At 33.5% G+C, this 21,169-nt stretch carries 22 protein-coding genes; 6 read left to right on the forward strand and 16 right to left on the reverse strand.

The window, feature by feature from the left end:
- Position 1: 1 nt before the first annotated feature.
- The 3 genes from IJQ68_RS04480 to wecB are packed head-to-tail and all read right to left on the reverse strand — an operon-like array spanning position 2 to position 3,404.
- On the reverse strand, positions 2 to 1,024 hold the full coding sequence (locus IJQ68_RS04480) for a hydantoinase/oxoprolinase family protein (RefSeq protein ID WP_292797501.1): 1,023 nt from the start codon (positions 1,022 to 1,024) through the stop codon (positions 2 to 4).
- Positions 1,025 to 2,095 (reverse strand): ATP-grasp domain-containing protein, encoded by a 1,071-nt coding sequence (locus IJQ68_RS04485; protein ID WP_292797504.1) that lies wholly within the window; start codon positions 2,093 to 2,095, stop codon positions 1,025 to 1,027.
- Positions 2,082 to 3,404, reverse strand: a complete 1,323-nt coding sequence (gene wecB / locus IJQ68_RS04490) for a non-hydrolyzing UDP-N-acetylglucosamine 2-epimerase (protein ID WP_292797506.1) — start codon at positions 3,402 to 3,404, stop codon at positions 2,082 to 2,084. Before wecB ends, IJQ68_RS04485 begins: the two co-directional genes overlap by 14 nt.
- 120 nt (positions 3,405 to 3,524) lie before the next feature.
- On the opposite strand from wecB, the gene IJQ68_RS04495 reads away from it, so the two are divergent.
- Positions 3,525 to 4,181, forward strand: a complete 657-nt coding sequence (locus tag IJQ68_RS04495) for a flavodoxin family protein (RefSeq protein WP_292797509.1) — start codon at positions 3,525 to 3,527, stop codon at positions 4,179 to 4,181.
- Here the strand turns inward: IJQ68_RS04495 and IJQ68_RS04500 are convergent.
- The 4 genes from IJQ68_RS04500 to IJQ68_RS04515 are packed head-to-tail and all read right to left on the reverse strand — an operon-like array spanning position 4,155 to position 7,057.
- Positions 4,155 to 5,636, reverse strand: a complete 1,482-nt coding sequence (locus IJQ68_RS04500) for a DUF2142 domain-containing protein (protein WP_292797511.1) — start codon at positions 5,634 to 5,636, stop codon at positions 4,155 to 4,157. The two genes, IJQ68_RS04495 and IJQ68_RS04500, sit on opposite strands and share 27 nt — an antisense overlap.
- A gap of 42 nt (positions 5,637 to 5,678) precedes the next feature.
- Positions 5,679 to 6,215 (reverse strand): DUF2115 domain-containing protein, encoded by a 537-nt coding sequence (locus tag IJQ68_RS04505; RefSeq protein WP_292797513.1) that lies wholly within the window; start codon positions 6,213 to 6,215, stop codon positions 5,679 to 5,681.
- Positions 6,216 to 6,223: 8 nt separating this feature from the next.
- Positions 6,224 to 6,703: a GNAT family N-acetyltransferase gene (locus IJQ68_RS04510; RefSeq protein ID WP_292797515.1), complete on the reverse strand. Its 480-nt coding sequence runs from the start codon at positions 6,701 to 6,703 to the stop codon at positions 6,224 to 6,226.
- 18 nt (positions 6,704 to 6,721) lie between these two features.
- A complete protein-coding gene (locus IJQ68_RS04515; RefSeq protein ID WP_292797518.1) occupies positions 6,722 to 7,057 on the reverse strand; it encodes a hypothetical protein in 336 nt (111 codons plus the stop codon).
- Positions 7,058 to 7,210: 153 nt separating this feature from the next.
- On the opposite strand from IJQ68_RS04515, the gene IJQ68_RS04520 reads away from it, so the two are divergent.
- Together IJQ68_RS04520 and IJQ68_RS04525 are read left to right on the forward strand one after the other, a co-directional pair.
- Positions 7,211 to 8,548, forward strand: coding sequence for an NCS2 family permease (locus tag IJQ68_RS04520; RefSeq protein WP_292797520.1), 1,338 nt, complete (start codon positions 7,211 to 7,213; stop codon positions 8,546 to 8,548).
- Between the two features lie 47 nt (positions 8,549 to 8,595).
- The gene (locus tag IJQ68_RS04525; protein ID WP_292797521.1) at positions 8,596 to 9,027 is read left to right on the forward strand and encodes a hypothetical protein; all 432 of its coding nucleotides are present in this window, start codon (positions 8,596 to 8,598) and stop codon (positions 9,025 to 9,027) included.
- Here IJQ68_RS04525 and IJQ68_RS04530 read toward each other — a convergent pair.
- From IJQ68_RS04530 to IJQ68_RS04555, 6 genes are all read right to left on the reverse strand, one after another.
- Complete coding sequence (locus IJQ68_RS04530) at positions 9,024 to 10,259, reverse strand: ATP-binding protein (protein ID WP_292797525.1); 1,236 nt, start codon at positions 10,257 to 10,259, stop codon at positions 9,024 to 9,026. The two genes, IJQ68_RS04525 and IJQ68_RS04530, sit on opposite strands and share 4 nt — an antisense overlap.
- 174 nt (positions 10,260 to 10,433) lie before the next feature.
- A complete protein-coding gene (gene truA, locus IJQ68_RS04535; RefSeq protein ID WP_292797528.1) occupies positions 10,434 to 11,297 on the reverse strand; it encodes a tRNA pseudouridine(38-40) synthase TruA in 864 nt (287 codons plus the stop codon).
- A gap of 50 nt (positions 11,298 to 11,347) precedes the next feature.
- Entirely contained in the window at positions 11,348 to 11,851 is a 504-nt protein-coding gene (locus tag IJQ68_RS04540) for a GNAT family N-acetyltransferase (RefSeq protein WP_292797531.1), read from the reverse strand.
- 62 nt (positions 11,852 to 11,913) lie between these two features.
- Positions 11,914 to 12,768, reverse strand: a complete 855-nt coding sequence (locus tag IJQ68_RS04545; protein ID WP_292797533.1) for an ABC transporter permease — start codon at positions 12,766 to 12,768, stop codon at positions 11,914 to 11,916.
- The gene (locus tag IJQ68_RS04550; protein WP_292797568.1) at positions 12,761 to 13,690 is read right to left on the reverse strand and encodes an ABC transporter permease; all 930 of its coding nucleotides are present in this window, start codon (positions 13,688 to 13,690) and stop codon (positions 12,761 to 12,763) included. The genes IJQ68_RS04545 and IJQ68_RS04550 overlap by 8 nt, the downstream gene beginning before the upstream one ends.
- Before the next feature lie 112 nt (positions 13,691 to 13,802).
- A complete protein-coding gene (locus IJQ68_RS04555; RefSeq protein ID WP_292797535.1) occupies positions 13,803 to 15,413 on the reverse strand; it encodes an ABC transporter substrate-binding protein in 1,611 nt (536 codons plus the stop codon).
- Between the two features lie 346 nt (positions 15,414 to 15,759).
- On the opposite strand from IJQ68_RS04555, the gene IJQ68_RS04560 reads away from it, so the two are divergent.
- On the forward strand, positions 15,760 to 16,452 hold the full coding sequence (locus IJQ68_RS04560; protein WP_292797537.1) for a 4Fe-4S double cluster binding domain-containing protein: 693 nt from the start codon (positions 15,760 to 15,762) through the stop codon (positions 16,450 to 16,452).
- Here the strand turns inward: IJQ68_RS04560 and IJQ68_RS04565 are convergent.
- Positions 16,447 to 17,010, reverse strand: a complete 564-nt coding sequence (locus IJQ68_RS04565) for a GNAT family N-acetyltransferase (protein WP_292797540.1) — start codon at positions 17,008 to 17,010, stop codon at positions 16,447 to 16,449. The two genes, IJQ68_RS04560 and IJQ68_RS04565, sit on opposite strands and share 6 nt — an antisense overlap.
- Before the next feature lie 146 nt (positions 17,011 to 17,156).
- On the opposite strand from IJQ68_RS04565, the gene IJQ68_RS04570 reads away from it, so the two are divergent.
- On the forward strand, positions 17,157 to 18,116 hold the full coding sequence (locus tag IJQ68_RS04570; protein WP_292797542.1) for an ABC transporter ATP-binding protein: 960 nt from the start codon (positions 17,157 to 17,159) through the stop codon (positions 18,114 to 18,116).
- Positions 18,106 to 18,720, forward strand: coding sequence for an ABC transporter ATP-binding protein (locus IJQ68_RS04575; RefSeq protein WP_292797544.1), 615 nt, complete (start codon positions 18,106 to 18,108; stop codon positions 18,718 to 18,720). Before IJQ68_RS04570 ends, IJQ68_RS04575 begins: the two co-directional genes overlap by 11 nt.
- Before the next feature lie 21 nt (positions 18,721 to 18,741).
- On the opposite strand, the gene IJQ68_RS04580 is transcribed toward IJQ68_RS04575, so the two are convergent.
- Together IJQ68_RS04580 and IJQ68_RS04585 are read right to left on the reverse strand one after the other, a co-directional pair.
- The gene (locus tag IJQ68_RS04580) at positions 18,742 to 19,776 is read right to left on the reverse strand and encodes an acyltransferase (RefSeq protein ID WP_292797546.1); all 1,035 of its coding nucleotides are present in this window, start codon (positions 19,774 to 19,776) and stop codon (positions 18,742 to 18,744) included.
- A gap of 11 nt (positions 19,777 to 19,787) precedes the next feature.
- Positions 19,788 to 21,146, reverse strand: a complete 1,359-nt coding sequence (locus IJQ68_RS04585; RefSeq protein ID WP_292797548.1) for an MATE family efflux transporter — start codon at positions 21,144 to 21,146, stop codon at positions 19,788 to 19,790.
- Between the last annotated feature and the right edge of the window lie 23 nt (positions 21,147 to 21,169).

Genomic DNA, 21,169 nt, shown 5'->3' on the forward strand with positions numbered 1-21,169 from the left:
ATTAATCCAGGTATTTTTCCATCATTACAGCTGTTCCGACAGCAGGCGCTACAACACATTCCTCATCAGTCAGAATATCACCCATAGACTTAACTTCCAAACCCAAAAGTTCAGCTGCAGGTTTATCCAGAATGTCTTTTCCTAAACCTGTTGTTACAATCAAATCAAGGTTCTGGGTTTCATGAACCTGTTTCAGGCTATCTGCAATCTGTTCGATTTGTTTTTGATGAATGAATTCAGACATCTCAACAATATCTTCTTCTGATAACATTTCCAAATCAGCGCAGACGACACGTGCAATACGTTTGGCGCAATCTGTCTTGGATTTGGACTCTCCGTCGAAAGTGTCGCAGACATAATCATCTTGTGAAATCAAGTCAAGAACTGTGTAAACATCAGCTGTCTGTGCGAACAGTTCGCTGGCCACGCGATACTCTTTACCGTTTAGCTCAACCTTATCCAAAAAGCTGGCCAGATTGGTTCTCAATGTTCCTGTATATACCAGTTCACCTGTTGCTGATCTGTCAAAGTCTGATTTGCCGATAGCACATTCCTTTCCATCTTTAATAGGAATAATGTCTGTTGTTGTACTTCCGGTATCAATGAAAATGCAATTGTCAGAAATCAATGTTGCAATTTGGGCTGTAGCTATCCAATTTGCCGCAGCTGCCTTTAAAGGAGTCTCTTCTATTTCGCTTTTAGACATCATTCCATCAATACCGACATATGCTATCGGGCATGAAAAAGTGTCCTCACATTTTTTAACAACATCCAAAACTCCGTCTTTTTTGGTGTCATAAGCGTCGACAAGCTCGGCGGTCATTGATATTCCCATAGCATCGATTTCAGATACCTGGCAGATGTTTTCAATCAATTCAACCAGAACCCGTGACAAGTCATCGTTATTACTCCACATAGGAAGGTATGCAAAGTCAACTTCAATATTTTTAATTTCACCGTCTTCAAAATCAATTACCGCCAAATCGGTATTTGCTCCACCTATGTCAAAACCTGCAATTTTCATTTAAATTCTCCTAATATCCAGATTGTTTCCCTGTTTTTTAAATTCCACTTCACCGTCAAGAGAAACATCAATTTCTTCAATGTTTCCTTCAATAATCGTTTTTGCTATGTTGAAATTAGCTATTTTCCTAAGTCCCACATAAGGAGTCGTGAATCTTGAGTTAACTTCAAGCAAATAAACAGGATGTATATCCTTTTCATCGGAACTGATTATCAAATCAACACCTACAAAACCGTTTAAGCCTTCAACAGATTCACATGCTTTTTTAGCAATTTCAAATGCATCTCGCTTATATTCACTTTTAAAAGGAAGTTTTCCACCAATATATGTTCCCTTATCATTTTTAAGTTCAACGAACTGTTTGTTTAGGCTGATTGGAGTTGCTTTGCCGTTATGACAAATCAGACTGACGCTGACATCACTTCCTTCAATGAATTCCTGAACTATTATTCTGGATTCCGGTGGAAATATCTCTTCCAAATCATAGCTTAAATCATTAATGTCTTCGATTATGACAATATCTTCACAGTCCACACCGATTAATGGCTTTATTATTAACTTGAGTGGAGTCAACGGATCTTCTGCCTGCCATTTTTCATGCAGGTTTGTGATAGCCCTTTTCCAGTATCCTTTTGAGTCTATTTTAAAGCGGAAAGTTCTTGGTTGGGGAACATCATTTGAAATACTTTCATATGTTAATGATTTATCGGACGAAATGAGGCACGCTTCGCTTGATGAAGTGTAAATGAAGACATTATTTTCCTCTAAAATTTTAGTGATATTATATAAATTATTGTTATTTTCCGCTGCAATGAAAATAGCCTTATCAAAATTGCAGGCGTTATCCTTTAACCAGGAAATAATGTCAGTTTCAATCAATATAGGATTAACATTATCATATTTAGACACAATACTTCCATAGGATTCATTCAAAACAACATCAAGATTGTAATCGCTTAAGTCTTCAATTAATCCAAACAGCATTGCTTCCGCTTCTGAAATTATGCATTTATCCTTTTCACCGGAAGCAGTGAAATATTCAAATAACAAAATTGAATCATTCGTAGACATCATAAGTAACACACATCTCGTTTAAGTTTAAATCATCTGCAGGGAAGCGCATTTTTTCTCCATCAAACACCATATGAATTAATGCATTGTTTTTGTCTTCAAAGTCTTTGACTGTTATATCCTCATCAATTAATGCCATTTTTCTTTCAAATGACGTCATGATGTCTTCCGGAGCTTCAATGTTGAGAAGTCCTTTATCATAGTAATCCTGGATTGCATCGACAGTCTGTTCTGCAGAGTTTCCCTGTCCATAAGGGTTTGGTGCATTTCTCATTTTTTCAGCGAATTCATCATCATTCAATATTTTGTTTGCATTTTCCAAAATTACATCCTTATCTGAACCGACAAGTATGTTTCCCCCTGCAGTTACGGTTTCCGGCCTTTCAGTATTGTATCTTAATGTCAATGCAGGAACATCCAGGGTAATCGCTTCTTCCTGAAGACCTCCGGAATCAGTTAAAATCAAGGTTGATTTAGCAGTCAGCTGCAAGAAATCCAGATAGCCTAAAGGCTTAATGATATGAACGTGATCCAAGTCATTGAGCTCATCAAAGAGGCCAAAGTTCTGTAATGTGTTTTTGGTTCTCGGATGTATCGGGAAGATAATATTCATCTGGTTAAGCTCTTTTAAAGCTTCGATGATGTTAGTTACACGGGTTTTATCATCAACATTTTCGGCCCTGTGCATTGTTAATGTTAAGATATTGTCCATATTGTCAATGTCTAAGTTAGCAAGAGATTCTTCTTCAAATCCTCTTTTTTTAGCTATTTCCAAATGTCTGAAACATGCATCGACAACAGTGTTTCCTGTAATGAACAGGTTTTTTCTTGAAAATCCCTCAGCCAAAAGATTTATAGCTGATTCTTCTGTTGGGATAAAATACATTGTGGATGTCACATCGCAGGCTCTGCGGTTAACCTCTTCAGGCATTGTCATGTCAAATGATCTGAGTCCGGCTTCAACATGTCCAACAGCAATGTGGAGTTTGGAAGCAACAAGTGCTCCTGCAAGAACAGCATTGGTATCTCCCTGAACTAAAACGATATCAGGTTTTTCATCCATTAATACTTCTTCAATACCTTTCATCATCAGTCCAGTCTGTTTACCATGAGAACCTGACCCTACATGAATGTTATAATCCGGAGCAGGAATTTCAAGATCTCTAAAGAAGTTATCAGACATTTCCTTATCATAATGCTGACCAGTGTGAAGAAGACACAAATCAATATCACGATTGACAATTTCATCTATTATTGGGGCCATCTTAATAATTTCCGGCCTCGTTCCAAGTACAACAGCTATCTTCATAATATCACTTAACTATAATATTTCATATTTCAAATAATTAAAAATTTTTGTTGAAAAACAAATTATTATAAAAATATATTTATTTATGATGAATTCATTAACTAAAAACAAGTGATTTACATGAAATTAATTGCAATCAATGGAAGTCCGCGTAAGAACTGGAACACAGATAGTCTTTTAAAGGAAGTGATTGATGGAGCATCATCTGCAGGTGCTGAAACAGAAATGATTTATTTATATAACCTTGATTTTAAAGGATGCAAAGGATGTATGGCATGTAAAATCAAGAACGGGAAAAGTTTAGGAAGATGCAATAAAAAGGATGATTTGAAAGAGGTTTTGGATAAGGTTCATGAAGCAGATGTTTTGGTTTTAGGCTCTCCAATCTACTGGCATGACGTGACCGGCGTGATGCGTTGCTTTATTGAGAGATTATTTTTCCAATATCTCAATTATGATGATCATGATTCCCCACTAAGCACTCCAAAAAGAACGGCAATGATTTATACCATGAATATGCCTTCTGAATTACATGAAGAGAATAAATATGAGACATTGATATTTAAAAAATATGAAAACCTGATGAAAGAATTTTTCGGGCACTGCGAGACATTATACACCACACAGACATTATTTGTCAAAAACTATGAAAAATACCATTTAGGCGTCTTTGATGAAGAATTTATGAAAGAAAGACATGAAACTCATTTTTCAAAGATAACAGAAAAAGCCTATGAGTTAGGTGTTAACCTAATAGAAATGAGTGATAGGAAGTAAAAACAAACCTGTCAGGCATATTATAATAAATGTGAAAATGTAGATTTCATCAATTTCTATTTCTTTAATTTTTGTATTGATTATTAAAGGCAGTAAAGCTATTATCGGAAGGAAATATCTTGATTGGACACCTAAAATAGTGCTGCTTCCCAGCGGACTCCATGTCAGGTAGAAAATAATATTAATTCCGACATACGTTATTAAAAATATCAGCGCTAAAATAATTCTTTCTTTTTTTCTTAATTCGATGTCTATTTTATAGAATAGTGAAAATACCAAATAAAATATTACATACATGAAGTTAATCAGTTTTATTCCTTTATATCCGGTATAATGGAAAAAATTGGCTTTCAGCAGGAACAAATCAGGAATTGAAACCACCATGTCCTTGATTAATGTGAATATTATCAAAGGATTGGAGAATATGAATCTGGTCTGGCCAACAAATGACACATTAGTCGTGGATGACGTGTTATACGTCTGAATGGCCGTTGTTGTAAATAATGATGAAAACAGTGACCCCACGCTCAATACCGCCAATACAACCATTGCAATTATAGCCACAATACTTATCTTTTTAAGTTTTTCATCTTCAAAAGGAAGAACGAACACCAGAAATGCAAGTATTATGTAAGGCTGCTTTATCAGACTAATCAGCAATACGGAAATGAAAAATATAGCCAGATTCTTTCCATTAACCTCACCCAGATACATCTTGATGAAATAGGTTAAGATAACCAGTGTAAAAGTCAGTATGAATGCATCATAGCTTGAAAAAGACGCCTGTGATATGCATAAGGGTATCGTTGAGAAAACAAGCAGATGAAGCTTATACTTCGGAATAATCTTAATCATAAAATAAGCAACTACCCCATAAAATAGCAGATTGGCAATTCTGGACAGGTATAAAGCCCATATTGTAGTCAGATTCAACATTTTTGCAATCAATATTCCCAATGCGGAAAGAAGATATGAATAGAATGGAGATGATGTTGTCCACTCCCAATATCCTTTATGGTCAGTTATCGGGTCATTATAGCTGCCGTTATCAAGGATTGTGGTTCCGTAATATGACTGCTGCAGACCGAAATAATAGCTGTCAACATAGATTCCCTTGTCCGTGATTTCAGGATACAGCTGTCCTTCCGTTATCAGTTCAGCTCTTGTAAAATGAGCGGATTCATCCGGAAAACTCATTGGTGGTGTGAAAAATATCATCAATAAACCGAAAACAATTATCAGCACCAGCGCAACATTGTGCAGTTTCAGCTTATTTTTATATGAAACATATATTGAAAAAAGCCCTAAAACAGTCACCAATAATATAAACATTACTTCATTTTGGGAATCTGCAAAGTTTTCGGGCGTAAACATTACAAAAATAAATACAAATATGAATGCAATAAAAACAAGCATGCATTTTCTGTAGTCCGTGAAGTAATTTTTTATATTCATTATTAAATATTTTTTAAGTAATAGAATAAATATTTTAAGATATTAAAAATCCAACTGTTCTGCAATGCACATTTTACAGACTGCATTTGGAGATTCGAGATTTGCCTCTTTAACCGGACAGTAAAAGACGCCGTCTTTTTCTTCCACTTTTAATGAACCGGGAAATGGAGTGCCTACAGGATGGATTGGTTCCTCCAAAACAAAAGTAGTGTACAATGATACGATTGCATAAATCAGAGGAAACTTTGTTTTAGAGGTGATGGATTCATTTTCATGATATGTCTTCAATGTGGCCACTGCATCAATGAATTCCTCCTTATTGACATCATTATCATAATAATTGTCATCATTGCGTATCTCACGGATGCGTCCTAAAAAATATTTGGCATATACTGCATGGCTTTTATCCTTATAATTTTCCTGAACGTATTTGCTTTCCTCAATCATTTCTGCATTGACCGCCATTAAATCAAAAACGGAAATCGTACCGGAATAATCCTTCAATACCTCCAGAATAGCCTGTGGAGATACCTTTTCTTCCCCAACAGCAATATTTGAAAAGTCATCATATAAACCCATATTCTCCCTCACAATTCAATGAAATACGGACAGATATTTTCATATGTCCCATCCTTCAGCCTAAATCCGTTAGGTATCGTTCCCAACTGTTTAAATCCTAAACTTTCATATAAGTGCCTTGCAGAAGCGTTGCTTTCAACAACAGCATTGAACTGAAGTATCTTAAAATTTAATTCACGAGCCCTTTCAATAGAATCCAAAACAAGACTTTTGCCAATATGCTTTCCACGTACACCTGCATCAACCGCATAGCTCGCATTTGCGATATGTGAACAGCGCCCGACATTATTGGGATGCAATATATAAAGCCCAACAATCTGACCGTCAATGACGGCGACTCCAGTAAAGCTCTGATAACTAAAAAACTCAAATCCGCTTTCCAAATTTAAAATATCTTCCTGAGGAAATGCATTGCCTTCGCTTACAATATCATTCCATATTTTAATCATCTGATTTAAATCTGATTTATCGAATTTACGAATTAACATCATATCAAAAAAAAGTTATTAGAATAATAATCCGTTATCCGGAATATAATTACCAATATATAATGATCCGCCTACAAATCCGAATCCGAAACATACTGCAGTCATAGCCAGGTTAAGAAGATATGCTTCAACGAGCTGCGCTATAGAAATCTCCTCTGAGTCTTTGACTTTGGAATAAACTGCAACACCAATCGGTATCAGTGTTATGATAAAGGCAAAAATAATTACAAAAATAGTTCCCATAACCCATAACTGGGAATCATTATGGTGAACAGCCATATAAAAACCGGCAATGAACCCGACAATTATATCAATGATGCAATATTTATCAAAAACACTATAAATTTTTCCCATTATTATACCTCATAATTAAATATCTTATTAATCATTTATAACTATTTGTGTAATTACAATGTGAAATACTTTGCACTTCAAAAGATAACTTTTTTAATATAATTGACATATAAATATTAATATCAAAATTTTAAGTTTTGATGAGAGGATTATATGTTAGACAATTTTTTTAATTTTAAGGAAAATGGTACAGATTTTAAAACAGAAATAATCGCAGGGATTACTACTTTTCTAGCCATGGCATACATTTTAGGTGTAAACCCTACAATGTTGGCTGACGGTGGAATGCCTGCAACAGGAGTCTTTTTCGCAACAGCACTTGCATCCGGTATCGCTTGTATCATAATGGGTCTTGTTTCCAAGTACCCTGTTGGTCTTGCTCCGGGAATGGGACTTAACGCACTATTTACATATACAATTATCTTAACTATGGGAAATACATGGGAAGCAGCTCTTGCAGCAGTATTCATTTCAAGCATAATCTTTTTATTAATCACAATATCAGGATTAAGGGAAGCTATCTTAAATATCATCCCTGTTGACTTGAAATTAGCTATCGGTGCAGGTATCGGTATGTTCCTTGCATTTATCGGACTTAAAGGAGCAGGAATAATCGTTGATGACCCATCAACATTAATTGCTATGGGATCACTTACTGCAGCACCAGCATTACTCGCATTAATAGGTGTTTTAATCACTTTAATATTATTTGTCAGAAAAGTGCCTGCAGCAGTATTTTTAGGTTTAGTCATAACCGCTATCTTAGGTTTAATATTTACCGCATTCGGATACGGCACTGGAGACATGCTAATGCCTTCACTACCTGCAGAAGTAATATCCACAAACATTGATACATCATTATTCTTCGGATTTGCATCCGGATTCGGACAGCTGTTCTCAAACATTCCTAACTTAATAATGATGGTGTTCTCATTAGTCTTTGTTACTTTCTTCGATACTACAGGAACTTTAATTTCCTTAGGCAGACAATGCGGCTTCATCGATGAAGATGGAAAAGCACAAAACATCGAAAAAGCATTCTTAAGTGACGCTGTAGGTGGAATCATCGGTTCCATGATCGGTACAAGTACCGTAACAGCTTATGTAGAAAGTGCAACAGGTATCGGTTTAGGCGGAAGAACTGGTTTGACTGCTATTGTAACCGGTATATTATTCATTTTATCCATATTCTTCGCACCTTTAGTTTTATCATTATTTACTTCACCAGTAACTGCAGCTGCATTAGTTATTGTTGGTATCTTAATGATTGTTCAACTTAAAGATGTTGACTGGGATAATATAGTTGTTGTGGCACCTGTCTTCATGACAATAATAATGATGCTTTTAACCTATTCAATCTCATTAGGTATTGCATGGGGATTCGTAACCTACGCTGTTGCTACAATTGCTACCGGCAAATGGAAAGAAATGAGCTGGGGAATCTGGGTTCTTGTTATTGTATTTTTAATCTACCTGTTCTTCGGTTTATAGTTGTATGATCAATTCATACAACTTCTTATTTTTTTAAAGTGATAATTATGATTAAAAATATTTCACTGATTTTAATAATTCTGATTTTTGCGACTAATTTTGCTTTTGCATCACAGAACATCAATGATTTGGAAATTCCGAGTGATTTTTCTGAGAAAAAAGCCGACGGATACTTTTTCATGCCAAAAGCATACGATAATCCAAGATTCATAATCTCAGAATATAATGAAAGCAGCCATAATTTTGAAAACTCATCACTATACGGATTCTGGTCAAGTACAGAAGAAAACATATATTTCTTTTCCAATCATCAGGCAAGCGATATGGGAGCTGTTGAACTGATTGAACTGGATGGAAAAAAATACACCGTTTCAGTATTATATGCAAGCACTCTGATAGATGAGGATTATTTGGAGGATTCTCTGGAATACATTAAAGAATTCAATTCCGAAAACAATATTGTTCCAATTTCACCTTAGATTTCATTACCTTTTAAGAAATCTATAATATTCATATGTTTTATACCATCACGAGACATATCCTCATCATCCATACTTAAAACATAAGCATCATATTTATCTGGAATACTTAATAATGGACCAAATTCTCTATTAATTGTATCTTCACGTTCCATCAGATAAGAAACTTGAATATATATTCGTTTATCAACTTTTTGACAAACAAAATCTATTTCTTTTTTATTGATTATGCCAACATCGACTTCATATCCTCTTCTTAAAAGTTCGACAAAGACTATGTTTTCCAGTACTCGAGGAATTCTCTTTTGATTACTTTCAACAATTGCATGATGAAAACCATGATCCATTGCATAATATTTTTCTTGAAACTTCAGTAATTTCTTACCTATTAAGTCTTGACGCCTACATTTTATCAAGAAAAAGGATTGTTGAAGAAACTCATTGTATTTTAACAGAGTATCCTGTGTTGTATGAATATTTTTATCCTTTAAATAATTTTTAATACTGTTTGATGAGAATGTCTGACCTACAGTATTCATCATATACCTAACAAAACGATTAAACAAATCGATTTTTTTAATGCTAAATCTATTAACAACATCATTTAGAATTATGGTGTTGAAAATATCCCTCAAAGCAGATTTTCTAAACTCATCGGTGTTGAATGCTAAAATACTGGGCATACCCCCATAGTTTATATAATAATTATTAAATAATTTACGTTCATCAGCTTCGGATAAATCAATTTTTTCGATTTGTTTTTTATATTGCAGTAATTCTTTAAATGAAAATGGATAAACTTTTATTTCAAGATATCGTCCAGATATCAAAGTTGATAACTCATTAGACAATAATTTTGAATTTGAACCAGTTATATAGATATCACAATCCAACTTAACTCTATAACCATTGATACTTTTTTCCCACTTGTCAACTTCCTGAATTTCATCAAAAAATAGGTAAATCTTTCCAGAGATGTCTTTTACCTTTTCATATACAAGTTTATCCAAATCTTTAAAATTTTCAACCAAATAATAATCTGGGTCTTCAAAGGAGATGAAAATAATATTATCATCATTAATTCCCTTGTTTTTTAGCTCATCAATAATGCTATAAAGTATACTTGTTTTACCGCAACGTCTAATTCCGGTAAAAACTTTGATAAAATCTGAATCTACATATTCATCAAAATATTTTAAATAATCCATTCGTTTGATTAAATTTTTAGCCATATTAACAACCCAAATTATAAAGTTTTTATTTTACTTTATACTGTTAATATGATATAAATATTTCTAGTATACTATGATAAATTTAAAAAAATAGAAAACTACCCTAGTATACTCGAAAGAAAATAGAAAAATAAAAAACTATCATAGTATACTCTATAGTCTATAAAAAACAAGTTAATCCAATAAATCATTCAAACTGAATATCATCGATTCTCTAATTGCATATTTTTTCTGCAAATTATCCAAAGAATCAACTAAATTTCTCTTAAACCTCTCACAGGCATAATCATCATATTTAAATTTAATACCGTCATACTGAATATCCATTAAAATCAAATAATCCGGTTCCGTTACCTTAATGCTTGCTCTTGGTGAATTTTCAGGAGGGTTCAACAGTTCACGAACATCATCCAGAGTCATCTTATCATTTGCAACGTCAATAAAAACTCGCATCATCTTTCTGACCATATTCCATAAAAAGGATTCTCCGTAAATATCAACGAATATTGGAGATAATGTATCATGCAGATTAGGAAACTCCCTTTTGTGATAGTCATCCAATCCCACTTTAGAGATTTTAATGTCATCAATTGTTCTTGTGGTGGTCTTCTGATATCTTTTTGTAAAATTAGTGAAGTTATGAGTTCCCTTAAATACTTCAGCAACTTCATTTAGCTTATCCATGTCAAGATCCTGAAACAACAGATATCTGTATTGTCTCATCTGAGCATATCTTGGCTTGAATGCATAGCGAACAGGAGCTTTTGCAAGAATTTGGATATCATCAGGCAGGCTGTTGTTGATTTCATTTACCTGAACTTCCTTTTCAGACTGGAAACTGATAACATTACCCAAACTATGGACACCCGCATCGGTTCTTCCAGCAATTCTGAATCTGGACTTTTTTAAATCATCAATATAGCCCAATTTACGCAAATGATAAATCAGTTCCTCTTCAACAGTCCTTAAATCAGGCTGTCTTTGAAAACCATGAAAATTAGTTCCTATATATCCAATTTTTAGTGCTGTTCTTTTCATTAATAATAATTTTAACTTCAATATAAAAAAATATATCTATAAAATGATAATTACAAATTTTTTACCATATGGCTGGTTTCGTCATAATCATCTTCTTCAACAGTTATTTCATAACCTAAAGATTTCCAGAATGACAAAGCTGCATCAAGATATCTATGTGTATGCAGATACATTTTATCATACGATTGAGACCTTGCAAAATCTTCCATTCTGCTTACAATATTTCGTGCAAGACCATGTCTTCTATACGTTTCATCGACCATCAGTCTCCATATGCTTGCAGTATTTTCTTTGGAATAAATGCCCTTAAACATTTCATAATCCTTATCATATGCCCTTACAGCACCTGTTGCAACTATTTTATCCCCATCCCAGGCTATAAAAAAGTTATTTCTTTCAGGTAAAATATAATACTCTCCAATTCCATCGATATCATAATGAAACTTAGGATTCGGACCAATACCATATTCTTTCATGATTTGGTCATATAAAAAGTCCTGAACAAGACGAATCTCATTTTCATTATCATTAATTTCTCTAATTTCAATATTCATAGTATCCCCATATTTTAAAAAAAGATTTGAAGAGAAATGAAGAATTTCTCTTAACATGATTTTTATTCCTGTGCAGTTTCAGGATTAAGTAATTTTTCAACATTTTCTCCAATCAAATCGAACAATAAAACAACTATCAACAAGGACATACCAGGATAGAATGCTAACCACCAATATCCTGATGATAAATAATTCATTGATTCAGACAATATTACTCCAATTGCAGGTTCATGAGGAGGCAAACCAAAGCCTAAGAAAGTAATTGCTGCTTCGTGCATAATAGCATGAGGAAACATCAGAATTACACCAACAATAATTTGAGATACGATTAATGGGAAAATGTGTTTAAGAGCAATCCAAAATCTGCTCCTGCCCAGATTTTCAGCTAAAGAAATATATTCTTTAGTTTTAATTTCCTTTACTTCAGATCTAAGAACTCTTGCAAGTGGTGTCCAGTGCGTTAAACCTACACCCATAATAACACCATATACGCCCCCACCAAACATTATTGAAACAATAATGATTAAAAGAATATGGGGAATAGAACCAAATAAATCAATAATTCCGGCAACACATTCATCAGCAAATTTGTTGAAACTGGAAAACAATCCCAAAACAATAGAAATGCATGTACTAACAGCAGATGCGATGAAACCTACCATCAGACTTAATCCAAGACCTGCAATGGTCCGCTGAAACATGTCTCTTCCCATCCAGTCAGTTCCGAAAAGATGTTCTAAAGAGGGCATCTGATTAGCATTTACAAAACTGGTTGGGATATCCCTTATAAAATAACCGGAAACAAAAATGCTTATGATAACCAATGCAGAAATACCAATAATTACAAAGGTCTTTACCCTAAGATTTGCAGAGTATAAAAACCATTGCCTTTTATCATCAGTCTTTTTCTTAATCATTGAACTCATTCTCCTTAATTCTTGGATCTATGAAATAATATGAAATATCTGCAAGCAGGTTTCCAACAAATACAAATATTGCACTAATTACTACAATTCCTAAAAACAATGGCACATCATTTTGAAGACCTGCAGCTACTGCCGTTTGACCAATACCCGGATAGGAAAATACCTGTTCCACCATAACTGCACCACCAAATAATTCACTGAATGATAAGAATTGCAATGTGATTGCAGGCAATAATATATTTCTTATTCCATGATTTTTAATTAAATCCCAGCCTTTTTCTCCTCTAGATTTTGCGAATAATACATAATCAGAAGATAAAACTTGAACTAATTCATTACGTGTATACATTGCAATTGGCGCCAAACCAACTAAACTCAAAGTCAATGTAGGAAGAACCAGCCTTGATGCCCATTCCATAAATGTCGCATCCGTACTTTTTACACCTATTGGAACTCCAAACCCTATTGGGAACCAACCTAAATAGACTGAAAATACCATTAAAACAAGCATTCCAACCCAAAAAGATGGAGCTGATTGAATTGCATAGCAATATACTTTTATAGCCTTATCAATCCATGAACCTTTATTTTTACCAGCGACTACCCCAAATACAAAACCGAGAATTCCACTTAATACCCAAGAGATAGCCATTAAAACTACAGAAGCAGAAAACTTATCTATAATTACATCCATGACAGGGGCACGATATATCAATGAAGTACCAAGATTGCCTTGAATTAAATCTAAAAGCCAATGATATATTTTTGTCGTTAACGGAACATTAGTACCAAAATACTGCTCTAAAATTTGGCGTTGTGCTTCTGATACCGCAGCACCTTTTAAATAAGCATTAACTGGATCAATAGGGGATAAATCTAATAATACAAAACTAAAAATTGCAACAGCAATCATCAATATTATAAAACGAATTAACTTATAACCAAAATATTTTGCTATTTTTTGTTTATTCAATGAAATAAACCCCCTTGAAAAACTTTAAAAAAAAAATAAAAAAAGGAAATGATTAAGCGGAGTTGGTTCTGGTCCACTCACAGATATTAATCAAAACATCATTTCCTAAACCATCAGGTTGATTTCCGATATCAATACCGTTTTTAATGAAATAATTGTAGTCGTAGTTTACAAGCCATGCAAATGGAGCATCACCAGCAGGACCCCATCCTCCGCCGTTAACAAGAGCAGATTGTGCCCATAAAGTGTTAGCAGTAGATAAATCATTGGAGTGCATTGCCTCTTCCATCAATTTATCAGAATCAGAGTTATTGTATAAGTTTGGATTCATATAGAAATCATCTGCTTCTTTACTGTGATATTGTTGATAAATTGATTTGTATGGGTCTGGAGAAGTCTGTTGCATTACTGCTGCTGAACTGTACATATTTGCATAAATGGTATCCCAGTCAGCACCTACGAGTTTTACTTCTATACCTAATTCTTTAGCTTGTTCAGCAAATACTGTTGCGAGAGATTGTCTGTCAAGATAATCTGGCTGGTAGTATAAATCAAATGATGCTTTTGTTCCGTTTTTCTCCACGATTCCATCACCATCAGTATCTTCCCATCCTCCATCTTTCAGGATTTGTTTTGCTTCATCAACATTAGCATCTTGGACTTTAGCATCAGGATTTGCATAGTCTCTTGTATCTACACTTGTGAATTCAGGAGTAGCATGACCAGAAAATATTTCATCACACATTTTTTGACGGTCAATACCAACATTTAATGCTTCCCTAATTGCTTTATCAGCAGTTACATTGTTACCTATTTTGGAACCTGCCGGACTTACAGCACCGGTATCTTCAAGATATGGTAAGGATATACCCTGTGCTCTTCCTGCAGATACTTCATAGAACTGATAACCATCCACAGTTTGGTTTAATGCTGAAGTTGCAACTGGTACAACATCAACTTGACCTGATTTAGCGAGTTCTAACCAAGTAGCTTCATCAGGGAATAATAATGTAACTTGAGTAAAGTATGGTTTATCTCCGTAATAATTATCATTTATTTTGAAGATTGCTTGTTGACCTTTATCCCAGTGGTCCAATACATATGGTCCAGTACCAACAGGATTTTGGCCATAAGTGGAATTATCATATTCTTCAGGTACAATACCAAGATATCTTAAATCATAAATAAAAGTTGATCTTGGTTCTACTAATTGAAATTCAACACATGTAGCGTTTTTAGCAACAGCTTTATCAAGATTGGTTAAATCCAAGTCTGATTCAGTTTCTTTTGCTTTGTTAAATGTGAATGCAACATCATTTGCGTCAAATGTTGAATTGTCTGAGAATTTAACATCATCTCTTACATTTACAGTCCATGTTAAACCATCTTCACTGATTGAATAATCAGTAGCTAAATCTGGAACAATAGTTCCATTTGCATCTGTTTTGAATAAACAGCTTTGTACTAATGGATTGTAGTTCTGGTGTCCGCATCCCCAACCGGTAAGTGGGTCAAAACCAGATTCAGGTTCTTTAATATTACTGTGTGCTGCAACAGTTAAATGAGTAGGATCAGTATCTGTTGAACCCCCCATAAACATAGCGGCAGCAGCAATAATAGCCACAAGAACCACAGCTCCACCGATTAATATTTTTTTATCCATAAATATTCTCCACAATATAATTGAAAAAGATATATTAAAATCAAAGTATTACTTTTTATTGAAAAATTCTTCAATAAGTAATACTTTTTTTTATTATTTTAATATGATTATTAGTTTATGATGAAACCATATAAAAATATATTTATTACTATTAAACAAAATTTGATAGATAAACATTTTTTAATAATTAGTCCATTAAATAAACAGTTTCTAAATTTTAAAATAAATAAAATATAATAGATAAATAGTTTTATAATATAAAAATTGTACAAATTAAATATATCCTACCTAATGAAAAGTAATACAAAAATTAAATTTAAATAATATCTCATTTAAATATTTGCCCATGACCTTATCTTCAAAACTTAAAAAATTTCTAATTAATAACGGTGCAAACGAAGTAGGTTTTGCAGACATCACCAATTTTACACCAAAAAAAAGACTGAATACAGGAGTAGTTTTTTACATCACATATCCAAAAGAAATCATCAAAAATATGCAAAATGCACCGACACAAGAATATCTTGAGGAATTAATAAGTTTGAATACAAGATTAGACGCACTTGGAATGAAATGTGAAGATTTTCTCATTAATAAAGGATATGAAGCCTATGCTCAAACAAAAAAAAGATTAGGATCAGATTTTGGTGAAAATAACGGGTTTGAATTACCACATAAAACAATAGCTACCCGTTCAGGTCTTGGATGGATCGGCAAATCAGCATTATTTACCACATTCAAATATGGGTCTGCTTTAAGATTATCATCCGTATTAACTAATGCACCATTAACTATTGGAAAACCCATACTTAAATCAAAATGCGGAAAATGTGAAATTTGTAAGGACGCCTGTCCTGGAGAAGCCATAACCGGGAAAGAATGGAACTATAAACTTAAAAGAAACGATTTTTATGATGATAAAAAATGTGAAAAATACGCCCTTATCATTTCTAAGGAAAATTTAGGAAAAGCAGATACCGTATGTGGAAAATGTATCTTTGCTTGCCCACATACTCAGAAGTATATTAAAAAATCATAATTTTACAGCATATCTAAAATCAGTTGCTTGAGAATTAATTTTCAATTCATGAATTTGCTTATCCATATGAACAGTTTGAAGCTCATCCTCCGAATCCAGCGCAACAACAAATCCCATTTTTGTCCAGAATTCAATAGCTCCATCTAAATTTTTATGCGTATGCAAATAAATATCTTTAAAACCCACCTCATTTGCAAATCTTTCAGCAATACAAAACATTTTAGACGCCAAACCACAACGCCTACATCTTCTATCTACAAATAATCTCCATATGCTTGATGTTATATCTTTAGAGTATAAATGTCTAAATTCTGGAAAATCTTTATCGTAAGCCCTTATTCCAATTGTTGCTATTATTTCACCGGTTTCTTCTGCATATGCTACAAAAAAATTGTTTCTTTCAGAATTAATATAATATTCATCCATATGTACAATATCCTGATGCCATTCAGGAACATAATCATATCCAAATTCAATTTTAATCATTTTAAATAAAAATTCCTGAACATCATGAATTTGTTTTGGATTATTTCCTAATTCTTTAATTACAACATTCATCATAACACCCAATTGAAAACTTATTACTTTATAGTTAAAAATTATGTTATAAGTAATACTTTTTTATTGATTTTGAATAACTTTAATATTGATAAAGTACAAAATAGTATTTAAAAGTTATCATTTATTATCAAAAAGGTGATTTAATGGAAAAATTATTAGATGTTGAAAATGTTTCAATTTCATTCATCCAATATACTAAAGGATTAAATCAGCGCGATTTAAAAGTTATCACTGATTTAACATTAGATATATCTGAAGGAGAAATTTTGGCAGTATTGGGTTCAAGCGGTTCTGGAAAAAGCCTACTTGCACATGCAATATTTGGAATACTTCCAGAAAATGCAAATTTAAATGGAAAAATCAAATTTAAAGGAAAAGAATTATCCCAAAAAGATAAAGAAGAAATAAGAGGTAAAGACATAGTTTTAGTACCTCAATCAGTAAACTTTTTAGACCCATTAATGAAAATTTCAGATCAAGCTATTGGACATACCGAAAGTGACAGTGAAAAAGCCGAAAAGAAATTGAAACAGAGAGAAATCTTTGAACATTATAATTTAGGCCCCGAAGTAGATGATATGTACCCATTCCAATTATCCGGAGGAATGGCTAGAAGAGTGCTGGTTTCAACCGCATTGCTGTCAGATCCGAAACTCGTTGTAGCAGATGAACCAACGCCAGGACTTGATGAAAAAACTGTAGAAGAAACATTAAATCATTTTAAACATATGAAAGAAGATGGTATTGGAGTGCTTCTAATCACACATGACATTCATGCAGCATTGGATGTTGCAGACAGAATCGGAATATTCTATTCAGGTTATGTGATAGAAATCGCTGAAACAAAAGACTTCTCCGGAGATGGAGAAAACCTGCTTCACCCATACACAAAGGCATTATACAAGGCACTGCCTGCAAACGGATTTGAACTGACAAAAGGACATCAGCCACTACACGGAGAAATCCCTGAAGGATGTCCATATTACGACAGATGCGAAATGGCATTTGACAGATGCAAAAAAGAAAGACCTCAGCTAATAAGCCTTGGAAACAAAAAAGTCAGATGCTTTAAATATGAAGAAGGTGAAATAAATGAAGCTTAAGGCAGAAAATATCTCATTCAAATATCCGTCCGCCAAAGACTATATTTTAAAAGACATCAATCTGGAATTGGATAACAAAAAAATCATCGGACTGATTGGAGACAGCGGAAGCGGAAAATCAACATTATGCAAAATACTTTCAGGTCATATTCAGAAATATGAAGGTGAAGTGAAATTCAATGATGAAAAACTTCCAAACAAAGGTTTCAAACCGGTTCAATTAATATATCAACATCCTGAAAAGGTAATGAATCCCAAATGGAAAATGGATAAAGTGCTGTCTGAATCATGGGATGTAGATGATGCAACATTATCAGAATTCGGTATTCAAAAATCCTGGCTGACACGTTTCCCACAGGAGCTGTCCGGCGGAGAACTTCAAAGATTTTCAGTTCTAAGAGCAGTGAATCCGAAAACACAGTTCCTGATAGCTGATGAGATGACAACGATGCTTGATGCGATAACACAAGTTCAAATCTTAGATTCAGTGATAAAAATAGTGAAACAGAGAGATATGGGATTTTTACTTGTAAGTCACGATATGGATTTAGTAGACACCATATGTGATGATAAAATCTATTTCAAAGATATTAATGGTATCTAACCATAATATCAATTAATTTTTTTAATGATAACCTGAAAACCTTTTTAATTTAAGCAGTTTATCAACAAACAATACCAGCAGCCATGTACCTAAAACTACCATTATAGAAAGCAGAATTACTGAAAGTAAAGTTTGTGTACCTGTTGATGAAAGAGATTTGAAAATCTGAGATATTGGAATTAATATTGCCATATGAGCAAGATACATACCATAACTAGCCCTGCTTACTGAAGTTATAAAACGTTTTATTATAGATCTGTCCAATATAATATAATTCAAATTCTTAAAAAGCAGGAATACAGCTGAAGCTTGAATTATCTCTAAAAAGCTAATATCATAACCGGAACTCAGATAGATTGCATCATTTACAAAAAATATCGTTGAATCATGAAAAGTTAACTTTAAAAGGGTTGATATTGAAAACAACATAATTGAAACCAGAATTATTTTATTTCTAGATATTTTAAATTCATAATTGGCTAAAAAATAGCCAAGAACAACATAAGATATTGGCAAGACAAAAAATCTTAAATCAAAAAATGTCCCATATCCCAAAATCACACAGACTGAATAAAAGACACTTGCAAACATCATTAGAATAATCATATATTTACATGCTTCAAAACCTTTATTTAAAATAAACTCATTGACAACAGGAATGATGAAATAAACTCCCATTATCATCCAAAAATACCAATTCCAACTTGCATTAAAAAATTGATCAATTATTACAAACGGATAATCCTGAATCAATGTCCCTGAAATAAATAAAAAAGTGATTATTGTTATAATAATCCAGAAGATATATGGAAATACTATTCTGGAAAACCTTTTCTTTAAGAACTGACTGATTGAAATATCCTTATTCAAAAGCAACGTTCCAGTTATCATTAAAAAGACAGGAACAGCAAAACGAAAGATTTCAGACAGATAGGATATTCGAAAATTCAATATTTCACTGTGGCCCGTGAAACCACACAGATGAATAAATATAACTCCAAATATTGCGATAAATTTTAATAAATCAATGTAATAAATTCTATCATTTTTATACATTGATATATATTTTAACTGTCAAAATATATAAGCTTATTAATACATGAATTAGCCCAAATCAATGTAACATTATTTGATACAACCTCACCAAGGACAATACCCATCCAGGCACCCCAAACACCCCATCCAAATACTAAAGTGAACAATAAGGCAAAGCACAACGTGAAACCTGTTTCTCTTAAAATTGTCTGAAACATCGCAGTTATTCCACGTCCGACACCCTGGAAAACATAAGTTGAAGCTACCCCTACAGCCATTGTCGGATAGTAAAGCACAATCCACATCAGAAAGCTTGTTAACTCACTTGATATTCTTGCACTGCTTCCGGAAGCAAATACTGATGCGATTTGGGGAGCAAAAACAATCGTTAAAATCATCACGATAACTGCAAAAATCATTGATATTTTCATTGAGTATCTGTGAGCGATTCTGATATTTTCGTAATTGCGGGCACCATAATTAGCTGCAATAACTGATACCAGAGCGGTTCCGATAGCCAAAATCGGAGTTGTTCCTATTGTAACAACTCTCCAGCCTGTGGAATATACTGCAACGGAATCTGTTGATGATATGAATGCAAGAAGCGCTGAAAATACTGCTGCAAAAAATGCATTGTTGAGAAGCTGCAGGCTTGCCGGAAGCCCTACTTTTATGATATCAAATGTTATCTCTTTTTTAAACTTGAAATTAGCTAAATTTGGCTTTAAATAAGTGTCCTTTTTAATGTAAAACCAGTAACTTAAGACAAGTATCACAAACAATGATGAAATCAGAGTTGCAACAGCCGCACCCGTTACTCCCAAGCCCAATGTGTAAATAAATATGGGATCCAATATAATATTCAAAACGGCAGATGCAATCATTGCATACATCGGTCTTGATGAGTCACCTTCGCCTCTGAAAATTCCGTATAATGCATTGGACAATATTACAAATACTGAACCTGTGACAATAACAGCACCATAGTCCATTGCGAAGTCAACAGTCTGGCCGGCACCCATCAGAATCAGAATATCTTTTAAGAACACTAACAAAATAATAGTTAAAATAATTGAAATGACAATTGTGATTAATATCGAATGTATTGAACCGTTGTCCGCTTTCTGTTTGTTTTTCTCACCGATATATTTGGATAATGCAAAAGCGGAACCTGCACCAAGCCCGTTACCGAATCCTATTAAAATCATGAATATTGGAGTTACAAATCCGACGCCTGCAAGGGCATCCGCTCCAAGCGAAGACACCCACATCGCATCAATGAGATTGTATAAACTTGATATTAATAGCGATATAATTAAAGGTATTGACATGCTTAACAGTGCCTTTTTAGGGTTTCCAAGCAATACATCAACATTATTTTCACTAAACATCAATAATAATATGTCAGAAAAGT

This window comes from Methanobrevibacter sp. (genome assembly GCF_017447225.1).
In the GTDB taxonomy this organism is placed as follows: Archaea; Methanobacteriota; Methanobacteria; order Methanobacteriales; family Methanobacteriaceae; genus Methanocatella.

Excerpts from the sequence above, each read along its gene's own strand:
- IJQ68_RS04480 (WP_292797501.1), bottom strand. The coding sequence starts at position 1,024 with ATGAAAATTGCAGGTTTTGACATAGGTGGAGCAAATACCGATTTGGCG.
- IJQ68_RS04485 (WP_292797504.1), bottom strand. The coding sequence starts at position 2,095 with ATGTCTACGAATGATTCAATTTTGTTATTTGAATATTTCACTGCTTCC.
- wecB (WP_292797506.1), bottom strand. The coding sequence starts at position 3,404 with ATGAAGATAGCTGTTGTACTTGGAACGAGGCCGGAAATTATTAAGATG.
- IJQ68_RS04495 (WP_292797509.1), top strand. The coding sequence starts at position 3,525 with ATGAAATTAATTGCAATCAATGGAAGTCCGCGTAAGAACTGGAACACA.
- IJQ68_RS04500 (WP_292797511.1), bottom strand. The coding sequence starts at position 5,636 with ATGAATATAAAAAATTACTTCACGGACTACAGAAAATGCATGCTTGTT.
- IJQ68_RS04505 (WP_292797513.1), bottom strand. The coding sequence starts at position 6,215 with ATGGGTTTATATGATGACTTTTCAAATATTGCTGTTGGGGAAGAAAAG.
- IJQ68_RS04510 (WP_292797515.1), bottom strand. The coding sequence starts at position 6,703 with ATGTTAATTCGTAAATTCGATAAATCAGATTTAAATCAGATGATTAAA.
- IJQ68_RS04515 (WP_292797518.1), bottom strand. The coding sequence starts at position 7,057 with ATGGGAAAAATTTATAGTGTTTTTGATAAATATTGCATCATTGATATA.
- IJQ68_RS04520 (WP_292797520.1), top strand. The coding sequence starts at position 7,211 with ATGTTAGACAATTTTTTTAATTTTAAGGAAAATGGTACAGATTTTAAA.
- IJQ68_RS04525 (WP_292797521.1), top strand. The coding sequence starts at position 8,596 with ATGATTAAAAATATTTCACTGATTTTAATAATTCTGATTTTTGCGACT.
- IJQ68_RS04530 (WP_292797525.1), bottom strand. The coding sequence starts at position 10,259 with ATGGCTAAAAATTTAATCAAACGAATGGATTATTTAAAATATTTTGAT.
- truA (WP_292797528.1), bottom strand. The coding sequence starts at position 11,297 with ATGAAAAGAACAGCACTAAAAATTGGATATATAGGAACTAATTTTCAT.
- IJQ68_RS04540 (WP_292797531.1), bottom strand. The coding sequence starts at position 11,851 with ATGAATATTGAAATTAGAGAAATTAATGATAATGAAAATGAGATTCGT.
- IJQ68_RS04545 (WP_292797533.1), bottom strand. The coding sequence starts at position 12,768 with ATGATTAAGAAAAAGACTGATGATAAAAGGCAATGGTTTTTATACTCT.
- IJQ68_RS04550 (WP_292797568.1), bottom strand. The coding sequence starts at position 13,690 with ATGATTGCTGTTGCAATTTTTAGTTTTGTATTATTAGATTTATCCCCT.
- IJQ68_RS04555 (WP_292797535.1), bottom strand. The coding sequence starts at position 15,413 with ATGGATAAAAAAATATTAATCGGTGGAGCTGTGGTTCTTGTGGCTATT.
- IJQ68_RS04560 (WP_292797537.1), top strand. The coding sequence starts at position 15,760 with ATGACCTTATCTTCAAAACTTAAAAAATTTCTAATTAATAACGGTGCA.
- IJQ68_RS04565 (WP_292797540.1), bottom strand. The coding sequence starts at position 17,010 with ATGAATGTTGTAATTAAAGAATTAGGAAATAATCCAAAACAAATTCAT.
- IJQ68_RS04570 (WP_292797542.1), top strand. The coding sequence starts at position 17,157 with ATGGAAAAATTATTAGATGTTGAAAATGTTTCAATTTCATTCATCCAA.
- IJQ68_RS04575 (WP_292797544.1), top strand. The coding sequence starts at position 18,106 with ATGAAGCTTAAGGCAGAAAATATCTCATTCAAATATCCGTCCGCCAAA.
- IJQ68_RS04580 (WP_292797546.1), bottom strand. The coding sequence starts at position 19,776 with ATGTATAAAAATGATAGAATTTATTACATTGATTTATTAAAATTTATC.
- IJQ68_RS04585 (WP_292797548.1), bottom strand. The coding sequence starts at position 21,146 with ATGTTTAGTGAAAATAATGTTGATGTATTGCTTGGAAACCCTAAAAAG.